This is a genomic window from Bacillus multifaciens (genome assembly GCF_030756675.1).
GTDB classification, from domain to species: domain Bacteria; phylum Bacillota; class Bacilli; order Bacillales; family Bacillaceae_G; genus Bacillus_A; species Bacillus_A multifaciens.
Genome location: NZ_JAVBXD010000043.1, coordinates 1 through 19,826, shown reverse-complemented (window position 1 = coordinate 19,826; position 19,826 = coordinate 1). Strand labels below are relative to the sequence as shown.

The following is a 19,826-nucleotide window of genomic DNA, read 5'->3' as shown; positions in this document are numbered from 1 at the left end:
CGTGTTCGTTTCAAAGCATTAGCTTGTGAGAAAATCATGATGTTTATCTCGACCTTTGTATGTAGTTTCCAATAGATAGATTTCTTTTTTTATTTTAGGAGGTACATGCAATGCAAACAGGAAAAGTAAAATGGTTTAACGGCGAAAAAGGTTTCGGTTTCATCGAAGTTGAAGGTGGCGAAGATGTATTCGTACATTTCTCTGCAATTCAAGGCGAAGGCTTCAAAACTTTAGAAGAAGGTCAAGAAGTTTCTTTCGAAATCGTTGAAGGTAACCGTGGACCTCAAGCTGCTAACGTTACTAAAAAGTAATGATGGCAAAAAGAAACATTCCTGAATAAGGAATGTTTCTTTTTTTTATGGCCTTGAACTAGACTCATCTGAGGAAAGTTCGCCTTTGAATGTTCTTGCCTCGTAGTCATCTAGCATTTGTTCATATTCTTCATGTTGTTCTGTAGCATATACTTGTACGTTTTTTCCGTATATATCTGTTCCGATAAAGTTTTCAAAATCCTCAACATACCCGCGTGGTTCTTCTGCATCTACATACATTTCATTAAAATTTTTAGAGTCGCGGCGCTCTAAATCAGCAGGAGTTTCTGAGGTTCCGTATAAAGCAACATCTTGCCAAGCATCTTCGGCGTCATATCCAACAGCACTATCCATATCATATTTACCAAAAGGCGGTTCAATAAGTTCTTCCTCAATTGGACGCGCGCCTAGGATTAGCTTATTATGTGTGTGTTCGATACAAGTGGTAGCGGTCGGCATGGCTTCTAGACGTTCAAGAGGAATAGGTTCACCTGATACTTCACAAATCCCATATGTTCCAGCTTCTATTTTTTCCAGAGCATGTTTTACGTCTGTAAGTTGTTTATGCCAAAATTCTACCAAGCCTAAATCTTTTTCGCGTTCATACAATTCTGTTCCCATATCCCCGGGATGATTATCGTACGCTGAGAGTTCACCAACTGCATCGCGTTCAGAAGCTTGTCCCGAATTTTCATGATTTTGCAGCGTTTGCTCCAGTTCTTGCTTTTGCTTTTGTAGTACAGATTGAAAATGGTCCATTTGTTGTGGAGTTAACATAAAATCCACCTTCCTACAATTCGGTTTCTTTAAGTAGTATGAGCCCAATTGCGGGAATTATTACGTTAATATAACGGCGCTTTTGTGTCATATAAAGACTTTTTGACACAGTATAACCCTTCCGCAACATATGATTGAGCATGCAATAAAAAAACGCAAGTGCCTCCACACTTGCGCTTTTCTCATAGGAAATATCCAAGTAATAACCCAATTCCCATTAAAAATCCAAATATTGTATTCGTTTTTGCTGTGGCAATCATTGCAGGTGCCATTTCCATTGGAATGCTCTTTCCGATAAAACCTTTCGTTGCTTTAAACGCCTTTGGAACGCTTAAAAAGACTACAAGCATCCACGGTGAGGCAATACCGACAAGAATAAGAGCAATCGTCCATATATAAGAAATGATAAACATAGATGCTAATACGCTGATTGCATTGTTTCGTCCAACTAGAATAGCTAATGTTTTTCTACCGTTTTCTTTGTCACCATCTAAATCGCGAATATTATTTGCAAGTAGAATGGCTCCGATTAAAATTGCATTTGGAATGGACAGTAATACAATTTCTGATGTTACGATTCCAGTTTGAATAAAGAATGAAATTCCAATAATAATAACACCCATAAATAACCCGGCTGTTAATTCGCCAAAAGGTGTATAAGCAATTGGAAGTGGACCGCCAGTATATAAATAGGCAACGGCCATACAGATAAGACCAATGGCTGCGAGCCACCAACTAGAGTTTATGCAAATGTAAACTCCTAATAAAATTGCAATGCCAAAGAATCCGAACGCTAAGTTCAATACTGTTTTCGGCCGAATGCCATCGCGAACGATTGCACCGCCAATCCCAACAGATCCTTCATGATCGAGTCCTCTTTTGTAATCAAAGTATTCATTAAACATGTTTGTTGCTGCTTGTATGAGAAGGCAAGCAAGAAGCATGATAAGAAAAAGAGGTACATTTATTTTGTTCATACCTTCAACTTGCATCGCATAAGTTGTTCCAATAAAAACAGGCACAAAAGCTGCTGTTAATGTATGAGGACGTAATAAGCTCCACCAAATACGCCAGCCTGTTTGTTTACTTGGCTGCATGGAAGAGGAATTTGTCTCAACTTTTGCTTCCATATGAAATCCTCCTATATGTTTGTTATATAAAGTAAAAATGAGTTCTTATTGCCCATTAGAGCGGGAAACATACACAAAAAATACACAAAAAGTACACAATTAAGTGTAGGAAAAGTCTCATATAGTGTCAACGTTTATTTTCTAGGAATGTGCTCGGATTTTCTCAGAAATGCTAAACATTGACACACCTTTCATTTGAGGTGTATCTTAAAATCAAGCGTATTTATGACTATTTTTCGCCCATAGGGGGGAGATTCTGTGATTCAAACGAAACAACATGATGTAAAAGATGTGATTCTGACTGCAATTCAGTGCGCAGCTGAAGGGCAAGTACTCGTTAGTTTTGTAAAGCAAGTGGAATGGATCGATCCACTCCTTTTTTATGCAGCAGGAACACAATTTGGATATAGAGATAGATGTTACTTTGCAGACCCAGCGCAGCATGTTATTTTCGCTGGAGTAGGCTCTGCTTTTACTATAGCAAATTCTTCTAAAAAGCGCTTTCAAAACGCTCGTGAAGAGTGGGCAAAGGTGAAAGGAGAAGCGGTAATTCACCGCGGTGCTTATGAATTTGGAACAGGACCGCTTCTGTTTGGTGGTTTTTCTTTTGATCCGCAAAAGGAAAGAACAGATTTGTGGAAGGCATTTGACGACACAACGCTGCAATTACCAGCTTTTTTATTAACGGTAAAGAATGGAAAATCTTGGTTAACAGTAAACCGTTTCGTATCTGGAGATGATTGTGCGGAAAAGATTTACGAGGAATTGCAAAGTGCCGAGAAGCAATTGTTACAGCAAAGCAAGCATTCCTTCGCAGAAGAAAATGTAACCATTCTTTCAAAAGTAGAGGTAGAACCGGAGAAATGGCTACAAGCAATTGAACAAGTGCAGGAAGAAATGAAGCGAGGAGCTGTTCAAAAAGTTGTGTTAGCTCGTGAAATGCAACTTGTTATGGATAAAGATGTGGATTCGACTTCTGTTTTGGCAGCACTTCGCATTGGACAACCGGATTGTTATGTATTTGCGTTTGATTATAAAGGAACGTGCTTCTTAGGAGCAACGCCAGAGCGGCTTCTTCGTAAAGAGGGAGAAATATATACATCTATGTGTCTTGCCGGTTCGATTGGACGAGGTGCTTCAGAAGAGGAAACGAAAGAGAATGGATATGAACTTTTGCACGATAAGAAAAATTTAGCAGAGCATAGTTATGTAGTAAGCATGATTCGCAGTGTGTTAACAAAGCATTGTGAAACAGTTGATATTCCATATGAACCAAGTTTATTGAAAACGAAAAATTTACTTCATTTATATACATCAGTAGAGGCAAAGGGAAATGGTGATTTGTTATCAATGATTGAAGAGCTTCACCCAACACCAGCTCTTGGAGGGACGCCGCGAGAAGAAGCACTAAAACTGATTCGTGAAGTAGAGCTATTAGACCGCGGTTTATACGGAGGGCCAATTGGCTGGATTGATGAGCAAGGAAACGGTGAGTTTGCGGTAGCGCTTCGCTGCGGATTATTGACTGGCAAACATGTTTCATTATTTTCCGGTTGCGGTATTGTCATCGATTCGAAGCCGCATTTAGAGTATGAAGAAACAAGATTGAAATTTAAGCCGATGCTTTCTGCTTTGGAGGGACTATCTAGATGAGCGATCATATAGAAGCATTATCGTATTACTTAGGCGCGTTTGTTGATGAATTGACGCGTCTGCATGTAGAGGATGTTGTCATTAGCCCGGGTTCGAGGTCAACACCGCTTGCCTTATTAATGGCGCAGCATGAACAAATTCACACATATTTACACGTAGATGAAAGATCAGCGGCCTTTTTTGCGCTTGGCATTGCCAAGGCAAAAAAACGCCCTGTTGCCTTGTTATGTACGTCAGGAACAGCGGCAGCAAACTATTATCCCGCTATATGCGAAGCATTTCATTCGCGGGTGCCGCTTCTTGTGTTGACGGCGGATCGTCCGCATGAATTGCGAGATATTGGTGCGCCTCAAGCGATGAATCAATTTCATTTGTTCGGTTCGTTTGTGAAACAATTTATAGAAATGGCACTTCCAGAAGCAGCAGAACCAATGTATCGGTATGCGCGGATGACAGCTGGTCGAGCAGTAGCAGAGGCGTTGCAAACGCCAAAAGGACCTGTTCATCTCAACTTTCCGCTTCGTGAGCCGTTAATTCCCGACTTTTCTTTAGAGGAATTATGGGAAAAAGGCCGCGGAGAATACGGGGCAACCGTTCATCAAGGGACCATAGCAGTGACGGATGAATATGCAGCATCTTTACGAGAGCGCCTTTCGCATATGGAAAAGGGGCTTATTGTATGTGGAGATGATAGTCATCCGAATATTGCAGAAGCTGTCGTGGCTTTTTCTAAAGTATACGGTTATCCGATTATAGCAGATCCGCTTTCTGGTCTTCGTAGCGGTCTCCATGATAAAGAGACCATTATCGATTGCTATGACACTTTTTTACGAAATGAGCAACTTCGTGATAACTGGAAACCAGATGTGATTATTCGCTTTGGCGGTATGCCAGTTTCCAAAGCACTTACGCAATATTTGAAAAAGCAAACAGAAGCATTGCATATTGTCGTTGACGAATCCGGAAACTGGCGAGATCCGATGCTTACGTCCACAGAAGTTGTGTATGCAAATGATGCGACGTTTTGTGAGCAGCTTGCAGAGGGTGCCGAGCAGAAAAACAACTACGATTGGCTTCATATGTGGCAACAGATGAATGCTACAGTAAAAGAGAAGCTTACTGAAATTGAATCGTATGAACATGCATTTGAAGGAAAAGTAATTACAGAACTTGTAGATGTTTTGCCGGAAGATGCAACTTTATTTGTAAGTAACAGTATGCCGATTCGTGATACAGATACGTTTTTCTTCACAAATGAGAAGAATATTGAAGTATTAGCTAATCGCGGTGTAAACGGTATTGACGGCATTATTTCGACAGCGCTTGGCGTAAGTGTAGCTCGCAAGCCGCTCGTATTAGTTGTGGGAGATTTATCATTTTACCATGATTTAAACGGATTGCTAGCGGCAAAGCTGCACGATTTACATGCGACGATTGTTGTTGTAAACAATGATGGCGGCGGTATTTTCTCATTTTTACCACAGTATGAACAAAAAGAACATTTTGAAGCGCTATTTGGCACGCCGCTCGGGCTTGATTATGAACATGTCGTGAAGATGTATAGTGGTTCATTCCAGCGTGTACATACGTGGGAAGCGTTTCGTCATGAAGTGGAACAAGGAACGAGAGAAGATGGTCTGCATGTCATTGAAATAAAAACGGACCGCGAAGAAAACTTGCAGCTTCATCGTGATATGATGGCAAGAGCAGCAACAGTTGTTTCAAGGGCACTGCAAGGTGAAGAGAAATGAAAGTGAACGTGCATGGTATTTCTTACGAATATGAAGTGATCGGAAGCGGCGAGCCGCTTCTTGTTCTTCATGGCTTCACTGGTAGTATGGAAACGTGGCGTTCGTTTGTTCCGGCGTGGAGCGAGCAGTTTCAAGTCATTTTGGTTGATCTGATCGGACATGGTGAAACAGAAAACTCAGAAGAAGTCCAGCACTACTATATAGAAACGGTAGCTGCGCACCTCATTGCGGTGCTTGATCATTTACAAATTGAGAAAGTGCATCTGTTAGGGTATTCTATGGGAGGGCGCCTTGCTCTTACGCTTGCTTGCTTATATCCAAAGCGTATCTCGTCTCTTTTATTAGAAAACTGTACAGCAGGACTGATAACAGAAGAGGAACGTAAAGAGCGCAGACAAAAGGATGAACAGCTTGCAGATAAGATTGAACGAGATGGCGTTGCTGCTTTTGTTGAAAAGTGGGAAAACATTCCGCTCTTTGCTACGCAAAAAAAATTACCTCTTCATGTACAAGCTCGTGTACGTGAAGAAAGGTTGGCGAATCATCCCAGGGGGCTTGCGAATAGCTTGCGAGGTATGGGAACAGGAGCGCAGCCATCTTGGTGGAATGAACTAGAACACTTGCAAATGCCGGTCTTACTTATGAGCGGAGAATATGATGAAAAGTTCTTTCACATCTTAACAAAGATGAAAAATCAGATTCCTCATGCTGAATTTGTACAAATTATTAGCGCTGGCCATGCAATTCATGTGGAACAACCGCAAAAGTTTGATACAATAGTAAGGGGCTTTTTGCAAAACATAAAAGGAGGTAGAAATACATGACGATTGAATGGGTAAAAGAAGGCAATTACGAAGATATTATTTACTCCACATACAATGGAATCGCAAAGATTTCGATTAACCGTCCTGAAGTACATAATGCATTCCGTCCAAAAACGGTAATGGAGTTAATCGATGCGTTTGCACATGCACGCGATGATCAGAATGTTGGCGTTATCATTTTAACAGGTGAAGGTGGCCGTGCGTTCTGTTCTGGCGGTGACCAAAAAGTTCGCGGTCATGGCGGATACGTTGGTGACGATCAAATCCCACGTCTAAACGTATTAGACTTACAACGCTTAATTCGCGCAATTCCAAAACCAGTTATCGCAATGGTAGCAGGTTATGCAATTGGCGGCGGACATGTACTTCACATCGTATGTGATTTAACAATCGCAGCGGATAACGCAGTATTTGGCCAAACAGGTCCAAAAGTAGGAAGCTTTGACGGCGGATACGGCGCTGGTTATTTAGCTCGTATGGTTGGTCATAAGAAAGCGCGCGAAATTTGGTACCTATGCCGTCAATACAACGCACAAGAAGCGCTTGATATGGGCTTAATTAACACAGTTGTACCATTAGAACAGTTAGAAGAAGAAACTGTGAAATGGGCAGAAGAAATTTTAGCAAACAGCCCAATGGCACTTCGCTTCTTAAAAGCTGCATTTAATGCAGACACAGATGGCCTTGCAGGTATTCAGCAACTAGCTGGCGATGCAACGCTATTATACTACACAACAGACGAAGCAAAAGAAGGCCGCGATGCGTTTAAAGAAAAACGTAGTCCGGACTTTGGACAATTCCCTAGATTCCCGTGATAAAAGCGGAGGCGTAGCTTGGTAGGATAAAAGGGAAAAAAGAGACTTGATGAAATTTTATCAAGTCTCTTTTATTGTGTGTGACAGGTGCTGTACGTTGATAAAATGTGCTACAAAAAGAACCTTAAAAAAGGTTCTTTTCGCAGGGTATAAAATGAAAAAGGAGAGGGAACACGCAATCACACAATGCTGGTATAAGGTCTGAAAATTCAGATTTTTATAAAGGCAATAGTTCCAACATTCATATGATTATTATTATAATAACAGTAAAATTTTAAGTTGGCAACAAAAAAACTGAAAATTTTACTTTTTTCGACAATATTCGTAGTTTTGATGCTACTGTGCATAGTTGGATGCTCTGGCTTCGCGAAAAGAGAGGGTGTTTTTCACTTGTACATAGTTACGATTTGATATAAGCGCAAGAGAGAGATAAGATGGAATTAACGTAAACTTAGTTATATAAACTCATTTGATTTTCAAATATGTAAGTTGCGGATATGCAGAATAAAAGTGACCTACACGTTCCTGCTCCTTTTGTTTTAAACTTTGCATGTGGCAGATGCTCTCGCCCGTCTAAAAAAGAGGGGGTTTTTTATGTTGTCTTTCAACTTATATAGGGAAAGAATTAATTAAAAAGGTATGTTAGTTTTCTATTTTGTGAAAGGAGAATATAGTATGGAAACAATGCCGAATTGGCTTATGCAACGTGCTTTTTTAACGCCAGAGCGCATCGCAATTGAAACGAAGGAAAGTACGTATACGTTTTTACAGCTTCATGAAGAGGTGCTTTTACTTTGTGAGCATCTTGCTTATTTACAAGTGAAAAAGGGAACAAAAGTGGCTGTTCTGATGAAAAATAGTATGGAGATGGTGATCGCGATTCATGCTCTTTCTTATATAGGGGCAGTCGCTGTTTTGCTAAATACACGTCTTTCAAGAGAAGAGCTACTTTGGCAAATGGAAGACGCTGAGGTGTCTTGTTTGCTTACGGATGAAGAGTTTGAGGGAGCGCAAGTGCCCGTATACTTATTTGCGGAGCTTGTAGCATTGCCGAAAGAACAGCTAACTGTGCAAAATGAGTTTGTTTTAGAAGAGACGATGACGATTATTTATACGTCAGGTACGACAGGGAAACCAAAAGGTGTGTTGCTTACGTACGGAAACCATTGGTGGAGTGCGGTTGGTTCTTCGTTAAATTTAGGGCTTCGTGATGATGATTGTTGGTTAGCGTGTTTACCATTTTTCCATGTGGGCGGGTTATCGCTTTTAATGAAGAATATTATGTATGGTATGAGGGTGCTGCTTGTTCCGAAGTATGATTCGGATTTTATTCATGAAGCGCTGCAAACGAGAGGTGTAACGATGATTTCTGTCGTATCTAAAATGCTGACAGATTTATTAGAACGTCTGCAAGAAGATACATATCCACCGTCTCTTCGCTGCGTATTGCTTGGCGGTGGGCCAGCTCCAAGGCCGCTTTTAGAAACGTGCGTTGCAAAAGGGATTCCCGTGTATCAAACGTACGGTATGACTGAAACGTCTTCGCAAATTTGTACATTGGCTGCTGATTATATGTTAACGAAAGTTGGCTCAGCTGGAAAATCGTTATTTCCATGTCAAATTCGTATTGAGCAAGATGGAAAGGAAGCGAGTGTAGGAACTGCCGGGGAAATTGTTGTGAAGGGGCCAAATGTAACGAGTGGTTATTTTAAGCGTGAAGAGGCGACGAGAGCGAGTATTGAAGACGGTTGGTTACATACAGGAGACATCGGCTACTTAGACGAAGATGGTTTTCTTTACGTGCTAGATCGCCGCAGTGATTTAATTATTTCCGGCGGAGAGAATATATACCCAGCGCAAATTGAGGAAGTCTTGCTTATGCATCCTGCTGTTTTAGAAGCGGGAGTTGTTGGAGTGAGTGATGAGAGATGGGGACAAGTTCCTGTCGCTTATGTTGTGAAAGCAGAAGATGTAACAGTAGAGGAATTGCTTGCTTTTTGCGCGGAGAAACTTGCACGGTATAAAGTGCCACAAGCGGTTCATTTTCTTTCTGATCTGCCGCGGGGTGCTTCCAAGAAATTACTGCGCCGTGAACTGCGGCAGCTGCTGGAGGAAATGTAAATGCATATAAAAAAGGCAATCCTTTATGTAACAGAAATGCCGCTCGTTATTCCGTTTGCAGCAAGTTATGGGACGTATGAAAAGCGCGAAAGTATTGTAATTGAATTAATAGATGAAGAAGGGCGAAACGGCTTTGGTGAAGTCGTTGCTTTTTCAGAACCGTGGTATACAGAAGAAACAGTCGTAACAGCGTTTCATATGCTGCAAGACTTTTTGTTGCCAGTGCTATTTGAGCAGAAGCTTTCTCATCCTTCTGATGTGATGTCTCTTTTTCAGCATATAAAGCGCAACAATATGGCGAAAGCAGGCATTGAAGGCGCATTATGGGATTTGTATGCAAAGCGTGAGAATCAATCGCTTGCCGCGATGCTTGGCGGTGTAAAACAGGAAATTGAAGTCGGTGTCGTGATTGGTCTTGATACAATTCCTAATATGTTAAAACGAATTGAAACGTACGCTGAAGAAGGGTATAAACGTTTTAAAGTGAAAATTAAACCAGACAATGACTATGCTTTGCTTCACGAAATTCGCGGAGCGTTTCCGGTGATTCCATTGATGGCAGATGCCAATTCCGCTTATACATTGGCGGATATAAAGCAGTTACAAAGGTTGGACGAATTCGATTTAATGATGATTGAACAGCCTTTAGCAGATAACGATTTTCTTGATCATGCCCGTTTACAGCAGCAAATGGAAACGTCTATTTGCCTAGATGAAAGCATTCATTGTTTAGAGGATGCAAGGGTGGCGATATTACTGGGGAGCTGCCGCATCATCAACATTAAACCTGGACGAGTTGGTGGATTAACAGAATCTATTCGTATTCATGATTATTGTCAGCAACATCGTATTCCCGTTTGGTGCGGAGGTATGGTAGAAATGGGGATTTCCAGAGCGCAAAATATTGCACTCGCATCGCTTCCAAACTTTACAATTCCCGGTGATATTTCCGCTTCTAGCAGGCATTGGAAGCAAGATATTATCTTGCCGGAAGTAACATTACAAAACGGAAAAATTGTCGTTCCTGAGCAAGCTGGGTTTGGCTATGATATAAACCGGGCAAGACTAGAAGAGATTACGAAACAATGCATTGTATGTGAGAGGTGAACAGATGCAAAAGCATGAACAGGTGCTGCGTCATATACAAAATCGTTTACTAGAAACACCATTTGTAAAAGTGGCGTACATTTTCGGATCTCATGCAAGAAAAGAAGCAACGCTTTCTTCAGATTATGATATAGCGATTGAGACAACTCATATTTCAGTAAGTGCTTTTCAATGGCTTTGGTTTCAATTAATGGAAGAGCTAGGCGGAGTTACAAAAGTAGATGTGGTACATTTAAATACATTGCCTAGTGGCGAATTGAAGCGCCATATTTTACGAGAAGGTCGTTTATTTGCACAGCGGATATAAAGAGTTTGAAAGAGAAAAAGGCTCTCCTTTGTACAGAAAGGAAGAGCCTTTTTCGTTACTATATCAATCTATTTTGATTTTCCGACATATAGATTGCTGCTATGCAGAAAAAAAGGAGCTTCCACTCGCTTTCTCCCTTTGTTTAAACTCCGCATGTGGCAGGCAAAGGACCTGACCGCTTCTATGCATGGCCAGATGCTCTTGCCTATCTAAAAAAGATGGTTTTATGTCGTTTTTTGAATTTGGATATATATATCCTAGCTATTTCGGTCTACTGATAAGTAACGCAGTGGCTACGGTAAACCATAATAAAAACCTCATTTGAAACAAGCCTGTTTTTAAAAAGGCCAAGCTTCTTATTTCTGTCCGAAACATAGGATAAATGGAATCCACTGAAAGGATCCGATAAAGAAGAAGGATTTTTTAATAAAGGAGGAAAAGAGGAATGGGTGAAAGTTGTGAACACGATCATGGACACGGGTTTCGTCATCACGGCAATGGCTTTGCGCTTGTAATCGTATTGTTTATTTTATTAATCATTATTGGTGCTGCCTGCTTCTGTGGTGGTGGTGGTGGTGGCTACGGTGGTTATGGTGGTTACGGTGGCGGTCCTGGCCACGGTTACGGCGGTTATTGTTGCTAATACGTTAAAAACTATTGAAAATAGCCTTGTGCTCTGCACAAGGCTATTTTATTCACAGTTTAATATGTCGTGACAATTTTTGAATATAAAATGAGCGTATCAGGAAAAAGAAAATAATTTCAATTATGCCAAAGAGACTTAATATTCGCAGTTCTTCTTTTAATAACGAGAAAGAGAACATACTTTGTAAAAATTTAATTGCAAATATTGTATGAATACAAGCAATCACATAAGGAACGAAAAATAGGATTGCTAATTGAATCGTGGCCGAACGTATCATTTCGGATTTTGTTAAGCCGATTTTGGTAATGGTCTTATATTTCTCTGTTTCACTAGTAAGATCAGTATACATACGGAAATACAAAACACTTCCCGCTCCCATTAAGAAAATAATGCAAAGAAATGTACCGATAAAGAAGTTTGCAATGTTCTCACGCTTGTCGGAATATAATTCATCACTAGATGTGAAAATTTGAAAAAGGACCTTCTGATCCTTCTCATTTTGCTGATTTCTATGTGACTTTTCATCTTCTGTAGTCATACGCAAAATACGCTTTGTGAGCGGCAATGTATTTTCCCAATCATCAACTTGAAAATTATAAAACGTCATTGGTTCGAGATGTGGAATTTCATTTTCGACGACATGGTCTTGCAGTACGATCAAGTATGCATTAGCATCCTCCGGTATAATTGGCTTGTTAGCTATTTCTTTTATGTGAAATTCTTTTTTATTAGACTGTAACATAATCGTTGTTTGTATAAGAAAAGGATTTGTTAATAGTTCTAATGGTACCGGTGAATACCTTGGAACTATATATGTTTCCTGTTTTGCTAATTGAATTTGAGGACGGTCTAGTAATTGAGCAAGACTATTATAGTCACTTTGCTTTATAATCCAAATATCTTCATTAGCAGCTCTATCTTTATAAATAATTGTTTTATGCTTTTGGTAAGTAAATTTGTCTGTCTGTAATTCTTTTTCCAATGCTTCCATATGCTTTGTTTCTAATTGATTTCCTTCATGAGATACGTAAGCAAATGGAAAAGGAAATGCTTCTTCTATAGAAGCTCTGGTGTATTTATTAAATGCATATAACGGTGTAATAATCGTAAAAGCAATTGTAGATAGTATTGTTACTACAAAAAGCATATTAATATTGAGTCGGACCCTCGATGGTAAGTCAGATATCCAGAGCATATTCGTTTTTTTCATAAAAAAGCGTCGTCGCTTTTTTAATATTTGAATGAAAAGAAAGCTCGCTTGTGAAAATAGAAAGTATGTCCCGACTGTAACGAGAGGGATAATCGATAAAATAATAAGCAAGCCGGTTCCGTTTGTTAAATTTTTTTCTGTTATATAACTTTCTGGATACGCTGCAAAAATATAACCAGAAAGTAAACACAGTAAACTAAAAATTGAAATGACAACAGAAGGCGACGTCTCTTTCTTTTTGCGCATTTCTCCTTTTATAAGATGGATTGTTTTCCGTGTACGAATTAAAGCAGGTGTACAGAGCGATACACTAATAAAAAGTATGAGAAATGTCTTTATCGTTGTCCAAATTGCTTTTGAAGGCCAATATAAATAAAGGCCGTTAACACCAGAAATTTTTGATGTAATTAATAAGAAAAAGTTAGAAAATACAAGACCGGCTTGAAGACCGAAACAAATAGCAAGAATTCCAATAATCATATTTTCTAAAAAAATAAGCCATTTCATCTGTCTGTTTGAAATACCTAAAACGGTTAAAATGCCAAATTGTTTTTGACGTACTCTTAAAAATGTTCCAATCGAGTACAATAAAAAGAATAAAGAAAACAGTATAATTACCACTTGCGTAAACCCAATTAAAGTGAGAAGGGGTCCTGTTTCGTTAAAACTTTTTATGTTTTGCAAACGTGGATGATACCGATACACAGCGAATGAAAAGAACACCGTAATAGAAAATGAACTGCTTAAAAAATAAGCAAAGTAAGCTCTTGAGTTGCGAACGACATTCTTTAAAGCAAACTGCCAAAACTTCATCCACGTCTTCCTCCTAGTAATGCTAATACATCTAATATTTCTTGATAAAACTTTTCACGGTGAAGGCCGCGGTGCAGTTCATTATAAAGCTCACCGTCTTTAATAAAAATGACGCGGTTGCAATAACTAGCAGCAAATGGATCATGTGTCACCGTTAAAATTGTTGATTGTTCTTCTTTGTTTAACTTCGTAAATAACTCCATTACATCAATTGCAGCTTTCGAATCTAAGTTACCTGTTGGCTCATCGGCAAGTAGTAACGAGGGTTTATGAATCACTGCGCGAGCCACTGCTGTACGCTGTGATTGGCCGCCGGAAACTTCAAAAATTCGTTTATCCAAAATATGATCAATACCGAGCTTACTTGAAATGGTCTCTAGTTTTTCGTCCATTTCAGATAGCGGGACATTATCTAAAGTTAAGGGCAAAACGATGTTTTCACCAATTGTTAATGTATCTAATAAATTAAAGCTTTGAAATACAAACCCTAATTCTTGTCGACGAAAGATCGCTAACTTTTCGCTGCGAAATGTATGAGGCTGTTTTCCATTAATAAAGACTTCTCCTGCTGTAGGAGAATCAATGGTCGAAATCACATTTAATAAAGTGGATTTCCCGCTTCCTGACGGGCCCATAATCGCAACAAATTCCCCTTTATCTACATGTAAATTAATATTTTTTAAAGCAGTATGAGGGACTTTTCCCTCATAGACTTTCGATACATTTTGAACGTGCAGTACTTCTTCCATATACCAGTCACCTTTCTAATGCTATAAATTCATTTTCATTTTTTAACATATAAGTCACTATGCATTGACAGAGGCTCTTATTTTATATTTTTATATTTGGATATTTTTCTATAGTTTAATATGCTTGGACAACTTTTGCATATATAATGAACGAATTAAAAGGAAAAAGAGAATTTCAACTGTTCCAAAAATGATAAGGACAACACTAACTTCAGTAAACAAGGATAGTTTGATTACGCCTTTCCACATTTTTGCGGCAAACATCGTATGGATGGAAGCCATTATATATGGCACGAAAAATAAGATGGCAAGCTGAATGGTAGCCGACCGCTTCATTTCTGATTCTGTTAAGCCAATCTTTGTAATCGCAATATATTTGTCTTGTTCATTCGTTAAATCTGTATACATACGGAAGTAAAGCACGCTTCCAGCCCCGATAAAGAAGATAATACCAAGAAACGTCCCAATAAAGAAAAAGGAAGCATTTTGCAATTTCGTTTCATAGAGTTGATAACTTCCTTCAAAAGCTTCGTATAAACGTTCATCAGAATGAATTTGTTGGCGATCCGTAGAAAGCTTTTGAATGAATGTGGCTGCGATTGTATGTGCATTTTCCCAATTTTGTACTTGGAAATTGTATAACGTCATATGTTTCATAGCTTGTGATAGCGATTGTACCGTATTGTCGGATAAGACGAGTACATTTGAAACAATTCCAGAAGGTATCATATTTTTATTACCAATACCTTGTACGTGTAATTTTAAGGAATTTGGCGAAAGGATAATTGGCTGTTTTTGGTGCGGTGATTCCCATTTACCAAACATAACTTGATAAGAGTAGCCGGGTAGTATATACGTTTCATCATCTTTTAAGAAAATCTCTTTACGATGTAGTGCAGTAGCTAACTGATTATAATCACTTTGTTTTAATACATACACTTCATCTCGATCGAGAAAATCTAGACCTTCTTGTAATGATACACCATATAAGTCTACTTTTATTTTGTTGCATTTAAATTTCTCATTTCTTAGCTGTTTTTCTAACCAATCGATATGTTGCGAAGCGATTGGATTCGTATCATAAGAAAGATAAGTGAATGGAAACGGATTATCTTTCACAATTTGCGCCTTTGTAAATTTTCCAAAACCATAAATAAAAGTAATCATCGTAAAGGCGAGAGTGGACAACATTGTTACGACAAAGAGCATATTAATATTTGTACGAATACGGTTTGCTAAGTCAGAAATCCACAGCATATTAATTCGTTTCATATAAAATTTTCGTCTTCTTTTCAATAAATGAATGAGCAGAAAGCTAGTTTGTGAAAAGAAAAAGTACGTCCCTATGGCCACAAGTGTTGGAATGACAAAAATGCTAGAGACAATATATAGGATACCAATAACATCACCTAACGACATAAAGTACTTTGGACATATTGCTAATGAATACCCAGAAAGTAAGCATGAAATGCCAAACAAGGAAATGATTATAGATGGTTTCTTTTCTTTTTGATTTATTTTTCCTTCTTTTAAAAGACGTACAGCTTTTCTCGTTCGAATTAAAACAGGGGTGAAAGCTGATACGAAGATAAACAGTCCAAGAAAGGTTGCTGTTGTCACTAAAATTGCACCTTTTGGAAAATATAAGTACAATCCGGGCATGTGCGTAATTTTTGCTGTAACTAATAAGAAAAGTTGTGAAAACACAATCCCAACTTGAATTCCGATAAAAATAGAAAGAAGCCCAATTAACATATTCTCAATGAAAATGAGTCGCTTTAATTGCTTTTTTGATATACCTAGAACAGTCAACACGCCAAATTGTTTTTTTCGAACCTTTAAAAACGTACCGGTAGAATATAGTAAAAAGAAAAATGAAAAGAATACAATAACAGCCTCAGATATCCTCATTAAGGTGTCGATACCGGAAGTTGTGTCAGCATTTTGCAAACGAGGATGAAATAAATACACGGCAAATGAAAAGAAAATTGCAATGGAAAAGGAACTGCTTAAAAAGTAGGCAAAGTAAGCACGGGAGTTACGTGTTACGTTCTTAAATGCAAATTGCCAAAATGTCATATTTTTTTAATCCTCTCAGTCTTAAAATCAATCTTACATGTTGCAAAAGTGTATGAGGAATCCTTTCCTCATACACTTTGTTATAAAGCTATATAAATTTATTTCTATGCAAATCAAAAAATGACCGCTACTTGCTTTCTCTCTTTGTTTGAACTTCGCATGTGGCAGAAAAAGGCCCTGACCGCTTCTATGCACGGCCAGATGCTCTCGCCCATCAAAAAAGAACAGGTTGTTATGTCAGTTTTTTAATTTGGATATATAAGTTAATCTGCATGTTCATCTGTTTTGTTTAGGGCGGCATTATGGAAAATGATTTTGATACTTGTTCCTTTGCCAACTTCAGAGTCTAGTTTGACAGAATGACCTAAATAAGAGCAAATTTTACTCACAATATATAAGCCCATACCAGTAGACTCTCCAAATGTTCGTCCATTTTTTCCTGTGTAAAATGGTTCAAACACACGGCGAATATCTTCTTGCGGAATACCGACACCTTCATCGCGCACTTCTAAAATAATATCTTTCCCGTTTTGAGCAGCGGATAAGAATACTTTTTTTCCTCTCTCGCCTGAATACCGAACCGCATTTGTCATTAACTGATAAATAATGAACTTTAGCCATTTGGCATCAGAAGTAACCATTACATCAGAGGGTACTTCTAAAACAGGAAAGACACCGTTTCGAATAAACAGCTCTTTTAAGCTATTTATATTTTTTGTGACTGCGTCTTTTAACGAAATAGTTTCCACATGAAAGTCTTTATGGAAATTATTTAACCGTGCCATATATAATGCCATATCTAATCCTTGGTTTAACTTTTCAAGCTCTTGTTTAAATTTTGGAATCAGATGCTCATCTTCCATTTCAAGCACTATTAACTGCATAACAGAAACGGGCGTTTTCATTTGATGTACCCATTGGTTAATAAACATTTGATGCTCTTGTTGTTTTACTTCATATGCTTGCAAGTCTTTTTGAAACAGACGATATTGTGCACGAACAAGCTCATTTACGCCATGCGGCATAGGAGCAGTTGCTCGCTCAATGAACGCATCCTCTATTTTGTCAGGCAGCTCACTTAGTCGTTTATATAATCTGCGATTTCGAACGTAGCGATAAGCGAGAAAACAAATGAATAAATACATACTTAGCACGATAAAATAAAATTTATTGTTTTTAAATCCATCAACGGTATCATACAAAACGAAGATAATAGCAAAGTTTAAAATATAAAGAAGAAAAAAGCCAATATGATCACGTAAAAATAACCTCATTCTCTATTCACTCCAAGTTGCATTTAACCGATAGCCTAAGCCACGTACAGTCTCAATCGCATTTTCAATTCCAAGCTCAGTGAACTTTTTACGAAGACGCGTAATATTTACGTTTAATGTATTTTCTTCAACAAAACTTTCATCATCCCAAAGTGCAGATAGCAAATCTTCTCTGTTTGCTGTGCGAGGATGTTTAGAAAGAAGCATCTCTGCTAAAATGGCCTCTTTTTTTGTGAGCAATACGTGCTCATTTCTATAGTGAAGCTCTGGGCGTTCAGGATATAGCTTTAATCCTTCCACTTCGACGATGCGTTCGGTCATACTCGGTGCATAGTCACCGTAGATGCGGCGTAATTGCCCTTTAATTTTCGCCATTACAACATCATAATGAAACGGTTTAGTAATATAATCATCAGCACCGCTTTCAATCGCCATAATTTGCTCCATTTCACCAGCGCGAGCAGAAATGAAAACAATTGGACAAGTGGATTCATGACGAATTTGACGGCACCAGTAGAAACCATCAAACTTCGGTAAATTTACATCTAATAAAACAAGATGTGGTTTTGTATGATTAAATGAAGCCATAATATCATCAAAGTTATCTGCAACAATTGCCTCATAACCGTATTTTTGAATATGGGATTGCAGTAAAGATGAAATACTTGGATCGTCTTCTACAATTAAAATCTTGTACATGCGTACATGCCTCCTCTAACTTTGTGTATATATAGTGTAACATTTGTTTTCTTTGTTTTCATTATGTCAATCCTTATTATATATACAAGTTGAAAAAACGTCATAAAAACCTCCTTCCTTTTAGGAGCGACGAGACATTTCAGCGGCTTAAATGTCGAAAAATTTAAAAGGATAGAGAGTGGATGAAATTGACAAAATATAAAAATCAATTTAATATTTAGGTAAATATCTAAATGTCTAATTAGTGAAAGGAAGAAAGACATTGAATCAAGCATTTAAAGCGTTAGCAGATCCAACAAGGCGCAAAATTTTAGACCTATTAAAAGAAGGCGATTTAACAGCAGGAGAAATTGCCGATCACTTCAACATGACAAAGCCGAGTATCTCTCATCACTTAAATGCGCTCAAAAATGCAGAGCTCATTCAAGATGAGAAAAAAGGACAGTTTGTTGTGTATTCATTGAATACAACTGTGTTTCAAGATTTATTAACGTGGGTGTTTACGTTTACGAATAAAGGAGAATAGGGGGATAGGAAGTGAGGAAGCATATCATCGGCAACTATTTACCACAATGTAAACCAAACTACTTCATCGGTATTCGTACGCCATGGACATTAAGCAATGAAGAAGTATGGCGCAAAACCCACCGTTTTAGCGGAAAAGTATTTATGATTTTAGGAATGATCATGTGCGGAAGTATTTTTGCACCTGTTACTTGGAGAACATATATCATACTGACTGTTGTTTTAGTTGGTGTGGTAATCACAATGCTGTATTCTTATCTCGCTTATAAGAAAGAGATGAGAGGATAGTTGGGAAAATCATTTTTTTATTTAAAAAAATGCATATATTCATAAAGAGTGTTTCTCCTAATATATAGATATATTATTATGTTGAAATAATTATAATTAAATTGTGATTATTAATGTCGATTATATATTAGTAATCTGTTTACTATATTTAATTTAAATAACAAGCAAATTTATAAAAAAACAAAAAGAAAAAAGCCACTTTTCCATTTGTGAAGTGACCCCATAAAGTTAGACAGGTTATTTCATTAGGCAACTTCTTGGGCATGGACTCGGTATTGTACCGGGCTCATGCCCTTTAGTTTTGCCTTAATTCTTTTATGATTATAGTATTCAATATACTTTGCTAGTTCTTGCTTAAAATGTTCAACACTTTCAAATTCTTTTAGGTAAAGTAATTCTGATTTCATGATGCCAAAGAAGCTTTCGATCACCGCGTTATCGTAACAGTTCCCTTTACGGGACATACTCTGTGTAATGCCACGTTTATTGAGGGAGTGATGGTATTGTTTCATTTGATAGTGCCAACCTTGATCTGAATGAATAAGGAGTGTATCCTCATCTGTTAAGCGTTCAAAAGCTTTTTCATCTAAAGATTCATATCTTCTAATCCACTGATAGAATACACTGGAATCAACACCTATAGATTTAGCAATTGTCTTTCCGCCTTCAGTACCCTCTAAATATCGTTTTACTGCTCGTATTTTTTCTTTTGAAGAAAATTTAGCCATAAAAAAGTGCACCTTCAAT

The 19,826-nt window shown here is 38.1% G+C and carries 18 protein-coding genes and 1 pseudogene; 11 read left to right on the top strand and 8 right to left on the bottom strand.

Annotation, left to right across the window (positions count from 1 at the left end; all coding sequences use genetic code 11):
* Positions 1-110: 110 nt before the first annotated feature.
* Positions 111-311, top strand: a complete 201-nt coding sequence (gene cspD, locus Q9306_RS20645) for a cold-shock protein CspD (protein ID WP_035432508.1) — start codon at positions 111-113, stop codon at positions 309-311.
* A gap of 45 nt (positions 312-356) precedes the next feature.
* Here cspD and Q9306_RS20640 read toward each other — a convergent pair whose 3' ends face one another.
* Together Q9306_RS20640 and Q9306_RS20635 are read right to left on the bottom strand one after the other, a co-directional pair.
* Positions 357-1,088 carry a yteA family sporulation protein gene (locus Q9306_RS20640; protein WP_306201904.1) on the bottom strand — a complete coding sequence of 244 codons (732 nt, stop codon included), beginning with the start codon at positions 1,086-1,088 and terminating at the stop codon, positions 357-359.
* Positions 1,089-1,270: 182 nt separating this feature from the next.
* Positions 1,271-2,218 (bottom strand): 1,4-dihydroxy-2-naphthoate polyprenyltransferase, encoded by a 948-nt coding sequence (locus Q9306_RS20635; RefSeq protein ID WP_306201903.1) that lies wholly within the window; start codon positions 2,216-2,218, stop codon positions 1,271-1,273.
* A gap of 258 nt (positions 2,219-2,476) precedes the next feature.
* Between Q9306_RS20635 and Q9306_RS20630 the strand changes: the two genes are divergently transcribed.
* From Q9306_RS20630 to Q9306_RS20595, 8 genes are all read left to right on the top strand, one after another.
* A complete protein-coding gene (locus Q9306_RS20630) occupies positions 2,477-3,871 on the top strand; it encodes an isochorismate synthase (protein ID WP_306201901.1) in 1,395 nt (464 codons plus the stop codon).
* The gene (gene menD / locus Q9306_RS20625) at positions 3,868-5,622 is read left to right on the top strand and encodes a 2-succinyl-5-enolpyruvyl-6-hydroxy-3-cyclohexene-1-carboxylic-acid synthase (RefSeq protein ID WP_306201899.1); all 1,755 of its coding nucleotides are present in this window, start codon (positions 3,868-3,870) and stop codon (positions 5,620-5,622) included. The genes Q9306_RS20630 and menD overlap by 4 nt, the downstream gene beginning before the upstream one ends.
* Positions 5,619-6,446: a 2-succinyl-6-hydroxy-2,4-cyclohexadiene-1-carboxylate synthase gene (menH, locus tag Q9306_RS20620; protein ID WP_306201896.1), complete on the top strand. Its 828-nt coding sequence runs from the start codon at positions 5,619-5,621 to the stop codon at positions 6,444-6,446. Before menD ends, menH begins: the two co-directional genes overlap by 4 nt.
* Positions 6,443-7,261, top strand: a complete 819-nt coding sequence (menB, locus tag Q9306_RS20615; protein ID WP_098917898.1) for a 1,4-dihydroxy-2-naphthoyl-CoA synthase — start codon at positions 6,443-6,445, stop codon at positions 7,259-7,261. The genes menH and menB overlap by 4 nt, the downstream gene beginning before the upstream one ends.
* A 675-nt stretch (positions 7,262-7,936) precedes the next feature.
* Positions 7,937-9,382, top strand: coding sequence for an o-succinylbenzoate--CoA ligase (locus tag Q9306_RS20610; RefSeq protein WP_306201893.1), 1,446 nt, complete (start codon positions 7,937-7,939; stop codon positions 9,380-9,382).
* A complete protein-coding gene (gene menC / locus Q9306_RS20605) occupies positions 9,383-10,489 on the top strand; it encodes an o-succinylbenzoate synthase (RefSeq protein ID WP_306201891.1) in 1,107 nt (368 codons plus the stop codon).
* 4 nt (positions 10,490-10,493) lie between these two features.
* A complete protein-coding gene (locus tag Q9306_RS20600) occupies positions 10,494-10,796 on the top strand; it encodes a nucleotidyltransferase family protein (protein ID WP_306201889.1) in 303 nt (100 codons plus the stop codon).
* Positions 10,797-11,241: 445 nt separating this feature from the next.
* The gene (locus Q9306_RS20595; protein ID WP_306201886.1) at positions 11,242-11,439 is read left to right on the top strand and encodes a YjcZ family sporulation protein; all 198 of its coding nucleotides are present in this window, start codon (positions 11,242-11,244) and stop codon (positions 11,437-11,439) included.
* A 52-nt stretch (positions 11,440-11,491) separates the two neighbouring features.
* On the opposite strand, the gene Q9306_RS20590 is transcribed toward Q9306_RS20595, so the two are convergent.
* The 5 genes from Q9306_RS20590 to Q9306_RS20570 all read right to left on the bottom strand — a co-directional run bounded on the left by Q9306_RS20590 (position 11,492) and on the right by Q9306_RS20570 (position 18,266).
* Positions 11,492-13,465, bottom strand: a complete 1,974-nt coding sequence (locus tag Q9306_RS20590; protein ID WP_306201884.1) for an FtsX-like permease family protein — start codon at positions 13,463-13,465, stop codon at positions 11,492-11,494.
* Positions 13,462-14,214 carry an ABC transporter ATP-binding protein gene (locus tag Q9306_RS20585; RefSeq protein WP_306201882.1) on the bottom strand — a complete coding sequence of 251 codons (753 nt, stop codon included), beginning with the start codon at positions 14,212-14,214 and terminating at the stop codon, positions 13,462-13,464. Before Q9306_RS20585 ends, Q9306_RS20590 begins: the two co-directional genes overlap by 4 nt.
* Before the next feature lie 108 nt (positions 14,215-14,322).
* The gene (locus tag Q9306_RS20580) at positions 14,323-16,293 is read right to left on the bottom strand and encodes an ABC transporter permease (protein WP_306201880.1); all 1,971 of its coding nucleotides are present in this window, start codon (positions 16,291-16,293) and stop codon (positions 14,323-14,325) included.
* A 263-nt stretch (positions 16,294-16,556) separates the two neighbouring features.
* Positions 16,557-17,567: a sensor histidine kinase gene (locus Q9306_RS20575; protein ID WP_306201877.1), complete on the bottom strand. Its 1,011-nt coding sequence runs from the start codon at positions 17,565-17,567 to the stop codon at positions 16,557-16,559.
* A 3-nt stretch (positions 17,568-17,570) separates the two neighbouring features.
* On the bottom strand, positions 17,571-18,266 hold the full coding sequence (locus Q9306_RS20570; protein WP_306201875.1) for a response regulator transcription factor: 696 nt from the start codon (positions 18,264-18,266) through the stop codon (positions 17,571-17,573).
* 262 nt (positions 18,267-18,528) lie between these two features.
* Here Q9306_RS20570 and Q9306_RS20565 point away from each other — a divergent pair, with 262 nt between their 5' ends.
* Positions 18,529-18,792: an autorepressor SdpR family transcription factor gene (locus tag Q9306_RS20565; RefSeq protein WP_306201873.1), complete on the top strand. Its 264-nt coding sequence runs from the start codon at positions 18,529-18,531 to the stop codon at positions 18,790-18,792.
* 23 nt (positions 18,793-18,815) lie between these two features.
* Positions 18,816-19,079, top strand: a pseudogene (locus tag Q9306_RS20560) (SdpI family protein); the annotation flags it as partial.
* A gap of 245 nt (positions 19,080-19,324) precedes the next feature.
* Here the strand turns inward: Q9306_RS20560 and Q9306_RS20555 are convergent.
* Positions 19,325-19,826: IS3 family transposase (locus Q9306_RS20555; protein WP_306201871.1), on the bottom strand; the 502-nt coding region annotated here is incomplete at its 5' end.